Source organism: Scandinavium sp. NPDC088450, assembly GCF_044900545.1.
GTDB lineage: Bacteria > Pseudomonadota > Gammaproteobacteria > Enterobacterales > Enterobacteriaceae > Scandinavium.
Genome location: NZ_JBJDNI010000005.1, coordinates 146315 through 165793 on the forward strand (window position 1 = coordinate 146315; position 19479 = coordinate 165793).

Sequence of the window (19479 nt, forward strand, 5' to 3'; positions counted from 1 at the left end):
TCTGCAGGGGAAGAAGGGCAGGGATTACGGCGTCACGATGTTGAACCAGAATTCAAATTTATCCATTGAATTCAGCAGTTCATCGAGCTTGCCAGCGTCGCCGGTGATTTTCACGTCACCTTTGTCTTTCGCCTGTTGCAGGCTTTCTTCTTTCAGCACGATTTTGTTCAGCGTATCGCGAGAAAGCGTAATGGTTGCATCGGCTTTATCGGATTGCGCATTGGCGGTGTGGTTCAACACCCCGTTTTCCAGCTCAAGTTTGTACTTGTCGCCGGTGTCGGTGAAGTCGAAGTTCAGCACCGCGGTTTTACCTGCGGCTTTTTCGCCGTTGACGTGAACCGCCAGATAGTCAAAGAACATTTCCGGGGTCATCGCACGCACGGTGTCCGGACTTGCGGTGTTCGGCGTTGGGCCTTTCACCACGCCGTTACGCAGTTCCTGCGCGCCGGTCAGGTAGAAGTTACGCCATGGGCCAGATTCCGCCTGATAACCCAACTGTTCCAGGGCATCGGCTTCGAGGTTTTTCGCCTCCTGGTTGCTCGGATCGGCGAACACTACTTTGCTGACCACCTGCGCGACCCAACGGTAGTTGCCCTGGTCGTAATCCTCTTTGGCTTTCTTCAGGATGGCATCCGCGCCGCCCATGTAATCGACGTATTTCTTCGCTGCATCTTCCGGTGGCAGCTCGTCGAGGGTCGCCGGGTTGCCGTCAAACCAGCCAAGGTACAGCACGTAGGTGGCTTTCACGTCATGGCTGACAGATCCGTAGTAACCACGGTTGGCCCAGGTGTTAGCGAGGTTTGGCGGCAGCTTGAAGTTAGCGGCGATTTCGTCGCGGGTCAGGCCTTCGTTCGCCATACGCAGCGTCTGGTCGTTGATGTAACGATAGAGGTCACGCTGTGATTTCAACAGTTTGTTGATGTTGTCGTTGCCCCAGGTCGGCCAGTGGTGCTGGGCCATCAGCACTTCGGCTTTGTCGCCCCAGCGCACGATAGCTTCGTTGATGTATTTCGACCATGGCAGCGGCTCACGAATTTTCGCGCCGCGCAGGGAATAGGTGTTGTGCAGGGTGTGCGTCACGTCTTCCGCGGTTTCGATGAGTTTTTTCTCTTCGATGTACCACAGCATTTCAGACGGCGCTTCTGAGCCCGGTGCCAGCATGAAATCATAGGTCAGACCGTCGATGGTCTCTTTCTGACCGTCTTTCTCGATGATATTGGTTGGCGCAATCAGCGTCACTGTCCCGGCGGAGGTGGTGGTGCCGAGGCCTGCGCCGACCTGGCCTTTCGCGTCAGGTTTCAGCAGGTTGCCGTACATGTAACTTGCGCGACGGCTCATGACGTTACCCGCCATGATGTTCTCAGCTACTGCTGCTTCCATAAAGCCAGCTGGCGCGTAGATTTTCACTTTGCCCGATTTCACATCGGCTTCATCCACCACGCCGCGCACGCCGCCGTAATGGTCTACGTGGCTGTGGGTGTAGATAACCGCAACCACGGGTTTTTTGCCGCGGTTTTTAAAGTACAGGTCCATCCCGACTTTGGCTGTTTCGGCGGAAACCAGTGGGTCAACCACGGTCACGCCTTCTTTACCCTCGATGATGGTCATGTTGGACAAATCGAGGTTACGAATCTGGTACACGCCGTCGGTGACTTCAAACAGCCCGCTGATGTTGATCAGCTGCGACTGACGCCACAGGCTTGGGTTGACGGTGTCAGGGGCTTTATCCCCTTCTTTGATAAACGCGTACTGTTGCGGGTTCCAGATGACGTTACCCTGTTCACCTTTGATGACGTCCTGCGGCAGCGCGGCGATAAAGCCTTTGTGCGCGTCGGTGAAGTCGGTGTTGTCAGAGAACGGCAGTTGGTTGTAGAGGGCATCATTGGCTTGTTTTGTTGCCGCGGTAGCATCTTTTGGCTCTACCTGTGCAAAAGCAGGCGCCGCCACCGTGGTTAACATCCCTGCAAGCGCCAGGCTCTTAACAATGGCATTCAGTCTCATCTTGTTAGCCTCATGAGAAGTGCGATCGAAAACGGAATCGTGTAAAGGAACTGTGAATAAGTGATTCTTTTTATAACTGCATATTTACATGAGCCAGTTTAGATGAGGATGTCAAAATTGTCTGGTCGAGAGGCAAAAAAAGCAGAATATATCGCTGTTGATTGTCATTACTCACCGAAGTTAGGGGTGAGTAGGGTAAACCGAAGGAAAAACCGAAAGGTTGCCAGAGTTAATGATAGAAATCAGGGTGTTGTCGCCTGGTTGATACGGTTTCTGCCGTCACGTTTGGCCTGGTAAAGCGCTTTATCAGCAAACTCCAGCAACAGTTCAAGCGACATGCCCGGCTGCCATTCGGCGATACCCATGCTTGCCGTAACCCGGTCAGAAACGGACGATCCCGCATGGCGAACCCGTGCATCAGAAATCGCCTGTTGGATGCGTTTGGCGATGGTCACAGCGTTGGGCATTTCGTCGCACACCGCCAGCACCACGAACTCTTCTCCCCCGTAACGGAAAGCGGCATCACTGGCTTTTCGCAGCGATTGCTCGATGCATCGAGACACCTGAACGAGGCATTTATCCCCTTCAACGTGGCCGTAAATGTCGTTGTACTGTTTGAAGAAATCGATATCCAGTACGATCAGAAACAGCGATTTTTCGGTGCGCTCAAGCTGCTGAATGCTTTGGGTGAAATAGTCCGCGAAACTGCGACGGTTAAACAGCCCGGTTAAGGTGTCGTAATTCGCTAACTTGACCAGTTTTTTTATCAACAAATTTTTTTCGTATTCGCTGCGTTGGGTGCGAAGCCACGACTCCAGCAAGATGTAGCGAGCGGAAAGCACCACCGCCAGAATGATGACCGCGCCAATGCCCTGAATCAGGGTAAATTTCACCGGGGAAAAGACTTCACCGTAAATCAGCGAGAGAATAATGGGCGCGGTGAACAGCGCCAGCAGTCGAGCGGAAAGATAGAACGTTATCGTGGCGGGCAGCAGGATGATCACCAGAATGACCATGGTGATGGTCGGCTGGCTAAAGTCATTGAGCAGGTTATAGAAAATGACTGACCACAGAATGCTGAACACCAGCACGATCCCCGGCAGGCATTTTCGGTACAGGCCTTTGTTGATGTTCTCGCGAAGCTGAAAAGTCAGCAGCAGGTTGAGCACAGAAAAGATCATCACCGCAATCAGCGTGTAAGCGTAATCATCAGCCTCCAGCGGGATCATGCCGCCGGTGTACACCCGCATCACCAGCCATGCACCAAAGATAATATTCAGGCACAAAAACCAGAGATACCCCTTGACGCTGGCAATCGTTATTTCCCGTTTTCCGTGCTTGATATCCATGAAAAGACTCCAGATTTTGTTACCACTGATCATAGTGCATCCTTGCTTCCCGCTCAAATAAGCCCCTTCGCGCTGAGAAGTCGTTGATAGCTCGCTATTTACTATTGGGTAACATTTGGCCTTAATTTTTCACAAATTGCAGGTTGAAATGAGCGGTCTGTACTACTTTTACCCAAAGTGACAACCCATTTTGATTGTCCATTCTGCTTGAATTTTATTCAATTTATTGATCTTCATGGAAAGCGTATGAACAAAATTTACCGTCTGATCTGGAGTCCTGTTGCAGGTGCGTTGATCCCCGTCGCAGAATTTACCGCCGGGAAAAAGGGGAAATCATTACGTTCTCGCCAGCGCAAAATCCTGCTGGCTGGGATGCTATTTGCACTTTGCCAGCCTGCTTTCGCTGACAATGTCCAGTGGGCGACGGTCTATCCTGACTATGCGTTTCCTACCGATCCGGGCTATAACTTCGACCAGATTATCAGCACCGGATATGCTTTCACCGTGGCGGGCACGCCGGGCCCGAACAACTATGTGGCGGGCACTACGCTGAATGTTCTTGGCCCGATGCCGCTGTTTCCCGATTTCACGTCGGGCAATGGGGTCAGCGGGACTTCTGTTGCGGTCGTTGATGCCTTACCGGATGCCACGGGGTCGGAAGCGGGGCGCATCATTCTTATCAATGCTAAGGATTCTCAGGGCGTCCCTACACCCATCACGACAGCCAATATCAACGAATATAACTATTCACCTGCTCCGGCGAATCCACAGCAGGATCAGGAATTGAACGTGGAGGTGCCGGGGCTGGATGGCAGCTATCAGGTCATCAGCGTTTATGACTCTTCAACGTTTATTCCTGCGGACGATACGCCCGTTTCGGGCTTGATGTTGCCGGTTTACGATCCCTCTTCAGTGCGCATTCTTTATCAGTTTGGCATTGTGAACGTCTCTGCCGGAGGCGGAACGGCTAACGTCAATATTGGGGCAAGTACCGTTGGCACCACACCGATATCCGCGGCAGCCAACACCCTCGATTTGCTGGCCAAAGCGTCCACCCTGGCGCGGGCTGACGGTGACGGTAGCGCGCAAAGCAACGTCAACTGGCTGTCAGATAACTACATTCATTTCCGCCCTGCTGCGACTATCAATAATCAGGAGCAGGACGTCTCCGCACAAAGCACGGCTTATAACTATACCCTGACGATCCCAAACTACACGGAAGTGGCCGGGCATGTGATACGTGCCGGGAACAAGACGTTCACCATTAACTCCGCAGCAGATATTGCGGATGTGAATAACTACCTGATTGGCCAGGGCAGTTATGCTGGGAAACCCCAGATTCAGTACTGGCTGACGGCCGGGGCAACGGTCAACGGCGAGGTGATTGATTCGTCCGTAGAAGCTCAGCAGGTCTATAACACCCTCATCAGCAATCTTCTGTCGAAGGCGGAAAGTACCTCTATCGATATGAGCTACTACGTCTGGGACGATCGCGGCTCGCACACCAATAATGCCACCGTCGGGACGGGCGATTTACGTGTGATTTATGCTAACGGTGAGGGCACAACCGGTACGGTCACCAGCACCGGTAGCCTGGCGGTCGATGGTGCTTCGGCGGTGATGGAGGCCAACGCCGGAGGCCAAATTACCAACAACGGCGCAATTAATGCGTGGCGTAGCAGCGGCAGCAGTCCGCTGCCCGTGGGGATGCTGGCGACGGATTCGGTGGCGACCAACAACGGTGTGCTGAATGCCGGGCTGTTCCTGGAAAAAAATGGCGACAATCAGGATGTGAACAACGCCGGTGCGATTGGCATGGCAAGCCAGGGTGACAGCACCCTGACCAACAAAGGCATTATCAATGTCGCGATCACGGATTCAGCCACTCATAACGCCTGGGGCATGATTGCCGCGGGTAACACGCAGGGCAGTAACAGCGGAACCGGGACGATTGTTTTAACCGGCAACAGCCACAATGTTGACGGACACGGTGGCGGTTACGCTGTGCAGGTGGGCGACAGCGCGACCTTCACCAACAGTGGCAACATTTACCTCGGTGGTACGCCATTAACCAGCAGCGGCACCCCGACAGCAGTAAACCTGGTTGGAAGCGGCGATCTTAGCGCAGGCATTTTCACCCAAAGCAGCGGCGCGGTAACCAATGCGGCCACTGGCGTCATTACGATCCTTAACAGTACGCGTAATGCCGCCGGGATGATCGCCAACGCAAATGGCGGAACGGTGACCAATAACGGGCAGCTTAACGTGCTCGGGGAACTGACTGCTGGCTCAGCGGCCGCCAACTACGGTATGTACGTGCAGGACAACACCGGAGCCGCCACCAATAATGGCAATATTCTGGTCGATGGCGATAACAACATCGCCCTCAACATTCTGGCGCTGAATACCAATGCCAGCCTCACGTCCACCAACAACAGCACCATCACGGTCGGCAGTTCTGGCGACCAGGGCGGCTCTGATAACAATCCTTATACCTACCGCAATTATGCAGTGTACGCCGAAGGGCTGAACGGCAAAGCCGCGACGGTGCAACTGGACTCCACCATCCGCTTGCTTTCTGCCGGTGCCATTGGCGTACATGCTCGTGGCAATGCCACCATCAATATCGGGAATGACTCCACGCTGACCTTTGAGAACCAGAAACAAATTGGCTACTACGCCTGGGGGCAAGGCGCGAAGATCAACATCAGCAACCCGACGATCACTGACAGTGGAATGGCGGATTCCATCCTGTTTGCCGTCGACAGCGGGGCGATTTTCAACGGCTCGACCACCGGCGGCGATTATGTGCTGAACGTCAACGGCAGTGGATCGACCGGGGTGTTTGCTAACGGTGTGGACGATTTGAACACGGCGGATGAAAGCGACGATGTGCCCACGCAGATGTCGACCGGAGCCGCGCAAATTAATGTCACCGGCAATAACGCGGTAGGTGTAAAAGTCACCGGCGGCGCAGTGGGTACCATCAATAATGGGTCCATTGTGTTAGGCGGCAATAACACCACTGCGGTGCTGGTGGATGGCCGTGATTACGGCATTAACGGCGATATTGGCGATACGCCTCGGGCGACTAACGTGACGTCCGGAGCGGTGATTGGTTCCGCGTCCGGCCAGAGTGGGATCGTCGGCTACAACGTGTCGAATCTTGGGAATTTAACGCTGAATGCCGGCGCGAATCTCAATCTGTTGGGCACGAACAGCAGCGGCATTGTGTTACACGATGCCGGGATTGCGACGGTCAACTCCAACGTCAGTGTGTCCGGCAGCGGCAACATCGGGGTGGATATTCAAAACAGCGGCACGTTGACCAATAACGGCACCATTTCTGTGTCAGGCGCAACGGGCAGCAACAACGTCGGGGTTCGCGTTCAGGGAAGCGGCGCTGTTGTCGACCGCCTTGGCGTGGTGAATGCGAGCGGCGGAAAAGCGGCCGTTCAGCTTACAGGCAACGGCGCGCAGTTGACGGTTAACGGTACCGGCAACCATATCACCGCGGGCGGTGATGCCGATGGTGTGCTGATCGACAGCACTGGCGCATCTTCGTTTACCGCCAGCAACACTCAAATCGATTTAACCGGCACGGGAGCGGGCATTAATAACAATGCCAGTTCCAGTAATGTAAACCTGAACAATGTCACGATTAATGCTGCCAATGGCCCGGCTATCCGCACGGCGGTGACTTTTGATGCAGAAGGCACCGGCAATATCCTGAATGTCAGCGGCAGCGGGAGCGGGTTTGCGTTTATGAAGGCCGATGGCTCTGCCACCACCGGGAACCTGACCATTGGTAACGGCTACACCATCAATGGTAATGGGGCGAACAGCGTTGGCGTGCTGGCGAAAACCAACGGGACCGTCAGCAGCGGAACCAATATCACCATGGGTTCTTCGGCGGGGGCGGCGATTGACGCGACGAATGCCAGCAGCCTGACCAACAGCGGTAACATTCAGACGTCAAGCAATACCGGTAGCACTATTCTGGCGGCCAATACCGGCGCATTCACCAACAGCGGCACCATCAATTCCAGCAGTACCAGTAACAGCAGTTCGCTGATTGTGCTTAACGGCACGGCGGCAAATCGCACCATTAACAACACCGGCACCATCACCAGCCAGAGCCAGAACGCGAAAGTGATTGATGCTTCAGGCACGGCGAATAATACCGTCACCAACAGCGGCACATTGCAGGCGGCGAGTTCTACGGCGCAGGCCATTCTGACGGGCAGCGGCAATGACAGCGTGACGCTGAACGGCGGCAATACTCGCGGGGAAATTACCCTGGGAAGCGGCAGCGACCAGTTCACCTGGAACAGTGGGGTGTTCGCGGGCGGCGTCACCTTCAGTGGCAATGACGGTCAGGACCGGGCGACGGTCGGGAACGTCGATTTGAGTCAGACAACCCATATTTTGAGTCAGGGCGGAACGGGCAGTACGCTCACTCTGAATGGCACCAATGCAGGGGCTAATCCGGCGAAAATTGGCACGCTTGCGGCAGATAACACCGGCGTGGCAACCAACATCGGTACCGGCTGGAGCACGCTGACGCTGGATGGCGCAACGACCGATGTGCGGGTGGTGAACGATCTGACCCTTTCCGGCACGCCGCTGATTAACGTCAATAACGGCGCGACGTTAAGAACGGGCGACAGCGTGACGCAAAGCGGGCAGGCCACCATTCATAATTACAATATCAGCACGCTCGGCGCGGACAGCCTGGTGTCCTTTGATGGCGCACTCGATCAAACCTATAGCGGCGTGATTTCCGGCAGCGGTGGGATGGAGCGCATTAACAACGGCGACACGATCCTGCTTGGCAATAACACCTACACGGGCAATACGTTTATCGGCAGTGGATCAGAACTGTCATTAGGTAATGGCGGCACCACGGGCAGCCTGTCGACGGCCACCAACATTACCGACGACGGCACGCTGACGGTGAACCGTTCTGATGCGGTTGCGCTCAACGGCGTGATTTCCGGCAGCGGGAATTTCCGCCAGATTGGGGCAGGTGTGACTCGTCTTGGCGGCAATAACACTTACGCAGGCACCACGAATGTTGAGAAAGGCACCTTGCTCATCAACGGCGTGCAGACGGGCACCGGGCTGACAACCGTCTACAGCGGTAGCACGCTGGGCGGTAACGGTACGATTGGTGGCGATGTGGTGTTCCAGACTGGCACGACAATCAAACCGGGCGATGACAATCAGGGCAACGGCACGGGCACGCTCACGGTTAACGGCAACCTGACGCTGGCGAGCGACACCAACAGCCAGTTCCAGCTGGGGCAGGCCTACCAGCCAGGCGGAGCGCTCAACGATTTGGTGCAGGTTAACGGTAATCTGACGCTGGACGGCACCATCAACGCGACAGTACCTGATGGCGGCAGTTTCCTGCCGGGTGTTTATCGCGTTTACAACTACACCGGCACATTAACCAACAACACTCTGGAGATCGGATCGTTGCCGACGGCCTTCCCCGGTCGCTATACGGTTCAGACCAATATCGATAAAGAAGTTAACCTGGTACTGAATTTCACCCTGCCGTCAGGTCAGTTGCAGTTCTGGGATGGTGAAATCTCCGGTACTAACCACGGAGCGACCGGCACAGAAGGCAACAATGTGGTCGATGGCGGGGATGGCTACTGGTTCTCCGGCTTGGGGCGTTCCTCCAACAACTGGACGCAATCCGATGGCGACGGGAATGCTCCCTGGTCGGATGGCGCTTTTGCGATTTTCCAGGGGCAGCCAGGTGACGTGCAAGTGACCAACGCCTTTGGTCAGGTGCGTACATCCGGGATGCAGTTCACGACTGACGGCTATGTGCTTAACACCGATCCGTTGAATCCTGACTCTACGCTGGCGATGGTCACCACGCTGATTGGAGGCAATGCTAAGCCAGATAACACCTATGCGGCACAAGGTCAGACTGCGGCGGATCGCTACTTCCTGATTCGTGTGGGGGACGGGGCGGCTGGCGCAGATGTGACGGCGACGATCAATGCCGATCTGGTGAAAAACAGCATCAATCTTGCCAGCCTACGTTTGTTAAAAACCGATCCGGGGCGGCTGATCCTCAACGGGGATAACGCCTATGCCGGCGGCACCGAAATTTGGGGCGGTACGTTGCAGGTCAGCAAGGACAGCAGTCTGGGCGACGCTGGCACATCCATCACCATGAGTAACGGTGCTGCGCTCCAGTCTGGGGCTGATTTCACCACTGACCGTCTTATTTTCCTCAACGTTGACGGTGGCGGTACGCTGGACCCTTACGGCCATACCTTTACGCCTGCAGGTGTGATTGGCGGTGATGGCGACCTGGCGGTGGTCGATACGTCGACCGGCACGGCAGGCGGCGTGCTGGATCTTAATGTGGCGAATACTTATAAAGGCGACACCACGATTACCGGGAAAAACGGCACTGGCACGCTGACGGTTAACGCAAATACCACCGGGGCGCTCGGAGGAACGGCAAACAGTACGGTGACAATGACCGACCAGGCGCGGCTGAACTTTAACAACAGCGCTAACGCCCAGTCTCACGTCTTTGATGTCAATAACTCGACGCTGGCCTTCACCAACAGTGCCAGCGCCGGGCAGAGCAAAATTGGCCTGACGGGCGGCACGGCCAGCTTTGGGAACAGCAGTAATGCCGGAAGTGCGGCAATCACCGTCGATGCCACTTCTCGTGCTCTTTATTCGGGCAGCGCTGACGGCGGCACCAGCACCACCACCAACTCAGGAACTGTCGCGTTTTCCGGCAATGCCCAGGCGGCAAACGCCACCATCAGCAACCAGAGCAGCGGGAACGTCACGCTCGCGGATGCTTCCGGGAAAACGTCCATTGGCTCGCTCTCGGGTGCAGGCACCGTCAATCTTGGCGATAACACGCTCAGCGAAGGCAATCTCAATCGCAATGACACCATCAGCGGCCTGATTTCCGGTATTGGTGGCGGGCTTGAAAAAGTGGGCACCGGTATTCTGACCCTGACCGCAGATAACACCTTCACTGGCGCGGCTTCTGTGCTGAAAGGCGTGTTGTTGATAAACGGTAATCAGAGTGCAGCGACAGGCGCAACCAGCGTGGCAAGCAATGCCACTCTTGGCGGGAACGGCACGCTCGGCGGCAATGTCAGCGTGGCGGATAACGGGCATCTGACGCCGGGTAGCACGCTCGAAAGCGTCGGGGCACTGACCATGCAAAGCCTCAATTTGGCCAGCAACGCGCAGCTTGATTTCCAGTTCGGTAAGTCAGGTACGCCGGGCGGGGCACTGAATGATTTGCTGAACGTGAACGGCGATTTAACCCTCGACGGTAAGCTCAATATCACCCAAACCCCGGGCGGGAATTTTGATGTCGGTGTGTATCGCGTCATCAACTATTCCGGTGCTTTGACCAATAACATTCTGGAGATTGGCACCGCGCCGGAAGCGGCAGACGACCTGTATGTGCAGACCTCGATTGACGGTCAGGTCAACCTGGTTAATCGCACGGGTTACACCATGCGCTTCTGGGATGGCACTGGCGGTACCGGCGGGGCGTTGAAGAATAACGGCAAAATCGACGGCGGCGACGGCGTCTGGCAAAACAGCAACGGCAACGATAACTGGACCACGGATTTGACCGCTCCGGCAGGCAAATTCAATACCCCGTTCAGCGATGGCGCATTTGCTGTCTTCGGCGGGGAAGCAGGTAATGTCACCGTCGATAACAGTCTCGGCGCGGTGACTATCAGCGGGGCGCAGTTCACGACCGATGGTTATGTGATTAACGACGGGGTGATCACCACCAACACCGCGGACACATTGATTCGTGTCGGTGATGGTTCTCTGGCCGGGAAAGGCTATACCGCGACCATTAACTCAGTCATCAACGGCAGCGGCGGGCTGGACAAAGCCGATCTCGGCACGCTGATCCTGACGGCAGATAACCAGTATCAGGGCGGCACCACCGTCAGTGATGGCGTGTTGCAGGTGGCGAAAGACAGCAATCTGGGCGCATCCGGCACCGGCATCACGCTGAATGGCGGGACCTTCCGTTACGCTTCAGCCTTTGATACTTCCCGCGCCTGGACCCTGAGCGGCGACGGCGGCACCATCGATACCAACGGCAATAACGTGACATTACTGGCGGCCGTCGGCGGAAGCGGCGATTTGACCAAAGCAGGCGACGGCACACTCACCCTGACCAAAGACAGCACTTTTGACGGCACCACCACCATTCGCAACGGCACCCTGCAACTGGGAACAGGCGGGGGCAGCGGCAGCGTGACGGGCAATATCGTCAACCTGGGCGACCTGGTGGTGAACCGTAATAACACCCTGGATCTCGACGGCAATATTTCCGGCACCGGTGATTTCATCCAGCGCGGCAGCGGCACCACGGTGCTGAACGGCATCAATACCTGGCGCGGTATGACGCTGGTGGAAAACGGCACATTGCTGGCTGGCGGCATTTCCCGCTTCAGCGCTAACTCGGTGCACATCGTCAGCCAGAACGCGACGCTCGATACCGGCGGGCGTAATCAAACCGTGGCAGGCCTGGTGAACCAGGGCACGGTGAATCTGCGCGGCGGAAACGTGGGTTCAACGCTGACGGTGAACGGGGACTACGTCGGGATGGACGGCACGCTGAAAATTGCCGCTCAGCAACACAGTCCTGGTGTAGCCGACAAGCTGGTGATCAACGGCGGAACGGCGACCGGACGCACGCTGCTGGATATCGACGTGAGCCAGTTGGGGGAACCGACAACCGGCGATGGCATCATGGTCGTCGAAGCCCTTAATGGTGCGACCACGACCGCGCAAACCACCAAAGATGCCTTTACTATCGGTGGGCAAAAGCTGATTGCCGGAGCCTGGCAGTATCAGCTCTACGCCGGGAATGCGAGCGGAGCAGGCGAAGACTGGTTCCTGCGTGCGGGCTACAGCCCAGTGGTTCCGGGCTTTGATACGCTGCCGTCGATCGTGCGCCAGGCCGATTTGTTTGTACTCGGCACGTTGCACCAGCGCGTGGGGGATGAACAGCCGTGGCGCGCCGATGTGCCGGAAGATCAGGAAGGGCGCTTCTGGGCGCGCTATCTGACCAAAACAGTGGATCAGCATCTGAATGACGCGACCAGCAGCAAAAGCCATTCGCAGTACGACGGCATGCAAATGGGGCTGGATCTGTGGCAGAACGACAAATGGCGTTCAGGTGTTTACACCACCTTTATGGATCTCGATAGCTCAGTCAGCGGCAACACCGGGATGGGCGGCGGTTCCGCTTATAACTCCACCTTCTCATCCTACATTGGTGGGTATGCGACCTGGACGGACACCGACGGCCTGTATGTCGATAACGTCCTGCAATACGGCTATCACTCGGTCGATTTGAAAAGTGAAGGCAGCAACGACACCTATCACCCGGATGGCAACACTATTACCGCGTCGGTTGAAGTGGGCAAACCGTGGCAGATTGGCGACAGCAACTGGGCCTTTGAGCCACAGGCGCAGCTGGTCTGGCAGTGGAGCAACTTCGATGACACCACGCTCAATGACGGTGTGAATACCAAAGTAACGGTCGATGCCGACAGCGCCGTGATTGGGCGTCTGGGCGCACGCCTGACGGCCGATTACGACACTAACATGGGCAAGGTCAAACCGTATGTTCGGGTGAACTACTGGCAGGAACTGAGCGACGGTGAAGACGCGGTGACCTACCGCAGCGGCGACAACAGCAACGGGAAAACCACGCTGAAATCCAGCCAGAAGTTTTCTGCGACGGAAGCCGCGATTGGTGCCACCTGGACCGTCACCCATGACGTTCAGGCCTATACGGAAGTGGGCAAAACCTGGGATAACGGGGGCGACTCCAGCCTCGATGCTGACCTCTCTGCCTCAGTGGGGATGAAAATCCGTTTCTAAGGCGTCTTGAAATAGCCTAAGGCTGGTCTATGCTCAACAAAGAGTAAGCCAGCCTTTTGCTTTTGAGCTTATGAATAATAACGAGAATATTCACTTCTGCGGGTGTTGATTATGAACAGGATGCGGCATGTTTTGGTGGCGTGGATCTCATTGTTGCTCGCGTTTCCGCTGTTTGCCGCCGAGCCCCGGCAGCAGCCGACCGATCAGGAACGGGCGCGAACGGTCTACATTTTCCATCAACCCATCGTCATGCTTCAGGCCACTTTTGGCCTCAGTACGCCGGAAGAACGCGTGCTGCGCATTCGTAACACGCTGCGAGCCTTCACCCGTGAAGATGTCAGTAAACCACTGACCATCGAACCTCTCACCCGTTACAACCAACCCGCGCGGCTGTTCCTGATGAACGGCAAACCTATCATGCTGCTCAGCCAGGCTGACCTGGATGAAGGCGACGATTTAACGCTCGATCAGGCCGCACAGCGAGTGCTGGCGCGAATGGAGCTGCAACGTACCGCGCTGCGTGACCAGTACAACTCCGGCTATCTGGCGCTGGCAGTGGTTAAATCATTGCTGGGCGCAGGCGTTCTGGCGCTGTTTTGTTACGGCGCTTACCGTGCCTGGCGCTGGGTGCGGCGCTATAACCGCCGAATGTTGCTGGAAAAACGCGGCATCATCCCGCACAGCTGGCGGCGATTCCTTGGCGCGATTGAGTCAAAGCTGTTTGGCCTGTTGATGATCCTGTTGAGCCTGGTGGCGGCTTACCTGTGGCTCGGCTGGATGTTCAGCCTTTTCCCGTGGACCCGAGTGTGGGGCGAATCGCTGGGCGACTGGACCGTGCTGGTGCTGCAAAAGATTGCGCTGTCGATAGTCTCGGCGTTGCCTGGTTTAGTTATCGTCTTGATAATCTTCCTGATTACTTCGTTTATAATTAAATTACTCAAGGTTTTACTTAACCAGGTTGAGGCGGGTAAAGTTCAGGTCCCTGGTCTTCATCCCGAAACGGTCGGCGCCACGCGCAGGCTGATTTCCGTCATGGTCTGGTTATTCGCTTTGTCTGCCGCTTACCCCTTTTTACCCGGAGCCAACTCGCTGGCCTTCAAAGGCATCAGTGTCTTTTTCGGTTTGATGCTAACGCTGGGCTCGGCCGGATTGATGAACCATGCCATGAGCGGCCTGGTGCTGATTTACTCCCGCGCGTTGCGTAAAGGCGATGTCATTCGCATTGCGGATAACGAAGGGCAGGTGAGTGAAATCGGCATGCTGGCCACCAAAATCATCACCCGTGAAAATTATGTCGTGACCGTGCCGAATGCGGTGGTGGTCAGCGGCAAAATCACCAACCTCAGTGCACAGAATCCTGGCGGCGGCGTCAATCTCACCACCGGCGTCACTATCGGCTATGACACGCCCTGGCGGCAGGTTCACGCCATGCTGGAACTGGCGGCTCGTCGGGCTGACGGCATTGACCACAGCCAGCCTCCGATTGTGCGGCAACTGAGCCTGATGGACTGGTATATCTCCTATGAACTGCAGGTGAAGTTGCTGCCCGGCACCTCATTGGCGGTGGCTCGTAATTCGCTGCACAGCAACATTCAGGATGTGTTCAACGAATTCAACGTCCAGATAATGTCGCCAAACTTTGTGCTGCAACCGGAAGGCGCCGTGATGGTCGCCAAAGAGAACTGGTATGCGGCTCCGGCTACACCGCCTCAAAGGACCGATGTATGAGACGACCCCGACTGGGATGGCTGCTGATGCTGCTGTTGTATGCCAGCACCAGCCCGGCGGCGAGCCTGTTCGATCCGGAAGACGGGATGCTCGATATGAGCGCGTATCTGCGGGATAACCCGTACGGTTTCCTGCCCGTACCGATGATTATCACCGAACCGGCGGTCGGTTATGGGGGCGGCTTGTTTGGGTTGTTTTTGCATGGCAAAGGGACCCAGCAAGGCGGGCGGTACATTCCGCCTGCCTTCAGCGCCTTTGGCGGCGGTGGCACGCAAAATGGCACCTGGTTTGTCGGCGGCGGGCATCGCCACACCTGGAATAACGATCACATTCGCTGGCTGGGCGGCGCAGGCTACGCCAACGTCAACATCGATATTTATTCGGGTGATGTCGCCGGATTTGGCCACGATAAGGCGATCAACACCACCTCCAAAGGCTACGGCGGAATGCAGAAGTTGCAGTTTCGCGTGGGGGATTCCCCGGTGTTTGTTGGCGTGAGCCAGGTTTGGGTCAACCTGGACGTGTCGGCAGACAACAACCCCGTTATCAATAAAGTCTGGAAACGCGTGTTGGGCGACAACAGCACCTCGTCGGCGGTAGGGCTGGTGGCGGAGTATGACACCACCAACAATCTGTTTTGGCCGAGCGACGGGCTTTCCCTGAGCGGAGAGTACCGTTTTTACAGCAGTTTTTTGGGCGGCGACTATCGTTATAACCAGCTTGAGCTCGACGGGAAGTACTTTGTGCCGCTCAGTTCAACCGTAACGCTGTCGCTTGCTGGCAACTATCAGTCACTCACGCACAGCGATGCGCATCTCCCGCCGATGGCGCGGCCGTTTATCGATTTACGCGGCATCTCGCGTTATCGCTATCAGGGTGATTATGTCGGCACGGTCCAAACCCAGCTGGCGTGGAATGTGACGCCGCGCTGGGTGCTGCTTGGCTTTGTCGGCGCAGGCAGTGCCAGCGACGAGGCCAGCCATTTGTTTGATGAAACCCAGGTTGCCTGGGGCACAGGGTTTCGCTATTTGATTGCCCGGGAGTACGGGCTGCATACGGGAGTAGACGTCGCTTTTAGTGACCATGAGCAGGCGGTCTATTTTAATGTCGGTTCCGGGCTGTAACCGGGGCGACGACCTGACGAGAAACGATGATGAAATGGAACCGAATTCTGGTCTCGCTGGTGCTGCTCTCCGGAGCAGCCTGCGGTGCGACGACCACGAGCAGTGCGGCAGACGACGCAACCTCAAGCGACAGTATGTTCCCCATTTGGGGTGATGAGGCGCGTGCGCGTGGGTATTCCATCCCGCTGCCTTTTGGCGTCAATTTGAGCTACATGAATATGCGCCAGGACGTGAGCGTCGAGAGCATCGCGCTGAGCGGACTGCAAATTGGCGGCAGGCCAATTCCGGATGACATGTTCATGATTGGCGTGGGCGATACCCGCGAAAAAAGCAAAACCGAAAACCTGCGTCTCGACATGTGGGTGTTCCCGTTCCTGAACGTCTATGGGATCGTCGGGCATACCAAGGGATCGTCGGTGTCGCAGATCTCGGTCAATGCCGATCCGTCGCAGTACGGTCGCCTTGATCCCAATCGCCTGATTGCTCAGGCGGTTCACGCCGGATATGAAAGCGGCGCATTGCAGGATTTAAATTTCACCCTCAACTTTGAAGGCACAACTTACGGTACGGGTGTGACGCTGGCGGGCGGCTATCAGAACTGGTTTGGGCTGGTGGATACCAACTACACGCAGACCAGTTTTGACATCCTTGACGGGAAAATATCAGCGCTCACAGTGTCGCCGCGCGTGGGGTATCGCTTTGAGTTTCAGGGTATTTCCGGGCCTTCGCATCTGGGCATCTGGATTGGCGCGATGTACCAGGACGTTGAGCAGGAATTTAAAGGCAACCTGTCGGACCTCAACCTGCCTTCCGCACTGGATGGGGTGGTGGAGAACGGGCGCTTTGACGTCAAACAGCACCTCACTTCGCCGTGGAATATGCTGGTGGGCGCGCAGTATGAAATTACCCAAAACTTTAACGTGTTGACCGAATTTGGCTTTAACGACCGCAACAGCTTCTTTATCGCGGGTGAATACCGATTCTGATGAAAAAATGGATGATGGCGGCGTTGGGCATCATCAGCGTGAGCTGGACGCCCGCAACGCTCGCGGCGCTGGATGAAAAAACCATTGATGACTTTCTGGGAAAACTGGGCGCGGATAATCAGTACGATCCCAGTAAAGGCATTGACTGGAGTGTGTTGCCGGGGCCGTTTTACACTCCGGAGCTTCGCCTTGGGTTAGGCACGGCGGTGGCCGGGATTTACCGTGTTGACCCGAAAGATAAAGTGACCCAAAACTCTTCTCTCTCTTTTACCGGCTTTGTCAGTACCAGTGGTGCGTTAGGATTAGGGCTGCACAACTATACGTTTTTCACCGATGACCGCTGGCGACTGTTTGTCGATGGGGCGATAGCGAAAGTGCCAACCAAATTCTGGGGCGCGGGCTACGACGCGGCACAGGGCAGCTCGCAAAAATACGACAACAATTCGATTCAGGTGCATCCGCAGTTGATGCGGCAACTGGCTCCGAATTTATATCTCGGCGCGGGCTGGGATTTCTCAGCCATGGATGCCCGTGTGGATAATCCTCAACCGGGTGATAAATTTTCGCAGTATGCTGACTCGACTACGCCTATTAGTTCCGGCGCGACCATCAGCCTGAATTACGATTCCCGGGATGTGATTACCCGGCCACAGCACGGGCAATTTATCAGCATTGAATACAGCTATTTTGACCCAACGCTTGGCTCGGATACCCATTTCACCGCCACTCAACTGCAATACAATTATTATCATCCGATAGATGATAAACGGGTGCTGGCGTTCGATTTATGGGGGCGCTTTACTCATGGTGATGTGCCGTGGGACAGGCTCTCTCAGGCAGGCGATGACAGCCGTCTTCGGGGTTATTACCAGGGGCGTTACCGCGATAACGACGTGGTCAGCGGCCAGGTGGAGTACCGTCAAAAACTAAACTGGCGGCACGGTTATGTGTTGTGGGCAGGAGTAGGGGCGCTGGGCAGTTCACCCGCAGATTTAGGTGATCACCCGCTGTTGCCAACGGTCGGTGTCGGGTATCGTTTCGAAGTGAAGCCGTCGATGAATATCCGGCTCGATTTAGGCTTTGGTCGCGAGAGCGCCGGTTTTTATTTTCAGGTTGCGGAGGCGTTTTGATGCGAGGGTGGTGGCTGGGTCTGATGATATTGAGCAGTACAGCGATGGCGGCAGAAACCTTGCTGCCGATAGAACACGCTCATCGCGTTTCGCCGGTGGTGCAAAAGCTTTCTGCGCCTGAATCGCTGCGCCCTTGCTGTGCCTTCGGTTACGATCTCAATGTTCGTGCGGTGGGGGTGCCAATTCCGGTGTATCAGATTGGCAACGTGCTGACGCTGGATGGCTTAGGGCATCATCATTACAACGACAGTGCGCTGGGGGCAGTGAAAAATCTGGTCGGGCTCAGCGATGAAAAAAGCGGTCTGATTTACACCCATCGCGGTGGTTTTATTGATATCGCCCACGTGCGAGACACCGCCGACAATACCTTCTATTTATTCTCTGAAATCTACCCCAAACTGGGGCAGCAATGGCGACTGTTCTACAGCGAAGAATTAGGGCTACGCCGCATTCAACTGAATGCCTTCACGCCGCCAGCGGGTATGACGCAGCGCTATACGCTTGCCGCCTGGCTTGCCGGAAAGCTGGGGTTTGAACTGGCGCAATGGCATGAAATTGCGCAATGGTATGGCTTCCAGTCGGTGCCAGGCTTCTCAGAGGAAATATCGGCGTTTTCACCCGAAGATCTCTATTCGAATTTGCTCGGGGCCAGGCTTGCGATTAACGTCATTCTGCAAGGCCATGCAGGCTCGGTTGAGGATTACAACAAAGCCATGGATGCCGAATTACACAAAGCATTGGTCGGACTGGATGTTGCCACGCGAGAAGAGACTGAAAAGAAATTCCGCGAAATTGACGGTGACTGGTGGAACAGTAAACGCAGAGTGCCGGATAAATTCCTCGTGCTGAAGCGCAATTATTCGCTGAGCGAGAGCCGTGTCCCCACTCCGGTGCCGTTTGAAAAAGCCGAACCGTTCCATTTAATGATGCCGGAAACGGTTGTACGGTATCGACTTTCTACGCTGGGTGAACTGCAAATTCACAAAGGGCGCGACATGGAACGCTTGCCAGCACCCGCTGATTATTATTCGCCAGAGGAGTTTCAGGGGCTGGCAAATAAAGCAGAAGCAGCCGACCAGACACAGCTCAATCGTCTGCAAAAATAAGCGGGCAGGTTTAATAATAAACAACACGGAAGCTGAATAAATAAGCGCCTCTTTGTTATTCTTTCGCCCCCTTAAAATAAAGGGGTATTCGCGCCCGGCCACATGGCAAATTTGGCGCATGTAACTATGCT

Annotated in this window: 8 protein-coding genes; 6 read left to right on the plus strand and 2 right to left on the minus strand. The window is 55.7% G+C overall.

All coding sequences use genetic code 11. From position 1 onward, the window contains the following. Positions 1-24 precede the first annotated feature (24 nt). Both ACI2I2_RS06870 and ACI2I2_RS06875 read right to left on the minus strand, forming a co-directional pair. Positions 25-2001, minus strand: a complete 1977-nt coding sequence (locus ACI2I2_RS06870) for an alkyl/aryl-sulfatase (RefSeq protein ID WP_404657227.1) — start codon at positions 1999-2001, stop codon at positions 25-27. A gap of 242 nt (positions 2002-2243) precedes the next feature. Next, positions 2244-3350, minus strand: coding sequence for a GGDEF domain-containing protein (locus tag ACI2I2_RS06875; protein WP_404657228.1), 1107 nt, complete (start codon positions 3348-3350; stop codon positions 2244-2246). 246 nt (positions 3351-3596) lie between these two features. Here ACI2I2_RS06875 and ACI2I2_RS06880 point away from each other — a divergent pair, with 246 nt between their 5' ends. The 6 genes from ACI2I2_RS06880 (at position 3597) to ACI2I2_RS06905 (ending at position 19348) form a co-directional block, all read left to right on the plus strand. Then, positions 3597-13274: an autotransporter-associated beta strand repeat-containing protein gene (locus ACI2I2_RS06880; RefSeq protein WP_404657229.1), complete on the plus strand. Its 9678-nt coding sequence runs from the start codon at positions 3597-3599 to the stop codon at positions 13272-13274. A 111-nt stretch (positions 13275-13385) separates the two neighbouring features. After that, entirely contained in the window at positions 13386-15002 is a 1617-nt protein-coding gene (locus ACI2I2_RS06885) for a mechanosensitive ion channel family protein (protein ID WP_404657230.1), read from the plus strand. After that, a complete protein-coding gene (locus ACI2I2_RS06890; RefSeq protein WP_404657231.1) occupies positions 14999-16126 on the plus strand; it encodes a BamA/TamA family outer membrane protein in 1128 nt (375 codons plus the stop codon). Before ACI2I2_RS06885 ends, ACI2I2_RS06890 begins: the two co-directional genes overlap by 4 nt. A 29-nt stretch (positions 16127-16155) precedes the next feature. Further along, positions 16156-17112 carry a hypothetical protein gene (locus ACI2I2_RS06895; protein ID WP_404657287.1) on the plus strand — a complete coding sequence of 319 codons (957 nt, stop codon included), beginning with the start codon at positions 16156-16158 and terminating at the stop codon, positions 17110-17112. Continuing rightward, positions 17112-18242 carry a BamA/TamA family outer membrane protein gene (locus ACI2I2_RS06900; RefSeq protein ID WP_404657232.1) on the plus strand — a complete coding sequence of 377 codons (1131 nt, stop codon included), beginning with the start codon at positions 17112-17114 and terminating at the stop codon, positions 18240-18242. The genes ACI2I2_RS06895 and ACI2I2_RS06900 overlap by 1 nt, the downstream gene beginning before the upstream one ends. Then, on the plus strand, positions 18242-19348 hold the full coding sequence (locus ACI2I2_RS06905; RefSeq protein WP_404657233.1) for a DUF4056 domain-containing protein: 1107 nt from the start codon (positions 18242-18244) through the stop codon (positions 19346-19348). The genes ACI2I2_RS06900 and ACI2I2_RS06905 overlap by 1 nt, the downstream gene beginning before the upstream one ends. Positions 19349-19479: the final 131 nt, after the last annotated feature.

What these genes read in the sequence shown, in the direction of transcription:
- ACI2I2_RS06870 (WP_404657227.1), bottom strand. Translation starts at nt 2,001, where the DNA reads ATGAGACTGAATGCCATTGTTAAGAGCCTGGCGCTTGCAGGGATGTTA.
- ACI2I2_RS06875 (WP_404657228.1), bottom strand. Translation starts at nt 3,350, where the DNA reads ATGGATATCAAGCACGGAAAACGGGAAATAACGATTGCCAGCGTCAAG.
- ACI2I2_RS06880 (WP_404657229.1), top strand. Translation starts at nt 3,597, where the DNA reads ATGAACAAAATTTACCGTCTGATCTGGAGTCCTGTTGCAGGTGCGTTG.
- ACI2I2_RS06885 (WP_404657230.1), top strand. Translation starts at nt 13,386, where the DNA reads ATGAACAGGATGCGGCATGTTTTGGTGGCGTGGATCTCATTGTTGCTC.
- ACI2I2_RS06890 (WP_404657231.1), top strand. Translation starts at nt 14,999, where the DNA reads ATGAGACGACCCCGACTGGGATGGCTGCTGATGCTGCTGTTGTATGCC.
- ACI2I2_RS06895 (WP_404657287.1), top strand. Translation starts at nt 16,156, where the DNA reads ATGAAATGGAACCGAATTCTGGTCTCGCTGGTGCTGCTCTCCGGAGCA.
- ACI2I2_RS06900 (WP_404657232.1), top strand. Translation starts at nt 17,112, where the DNA reads ATGAAAAAATGGATGATGGCGGCGTTGGGCATCATCAGCGTGAGCTGG.
- ACI2I2_RS06905 (WP_404657233.1), top strand. Translation starts at nt 18,242, where the DNA reads ATGCGAGGGTGGTGGCTGGGTCTGATGATATTGAGCAGTACAGCGATG.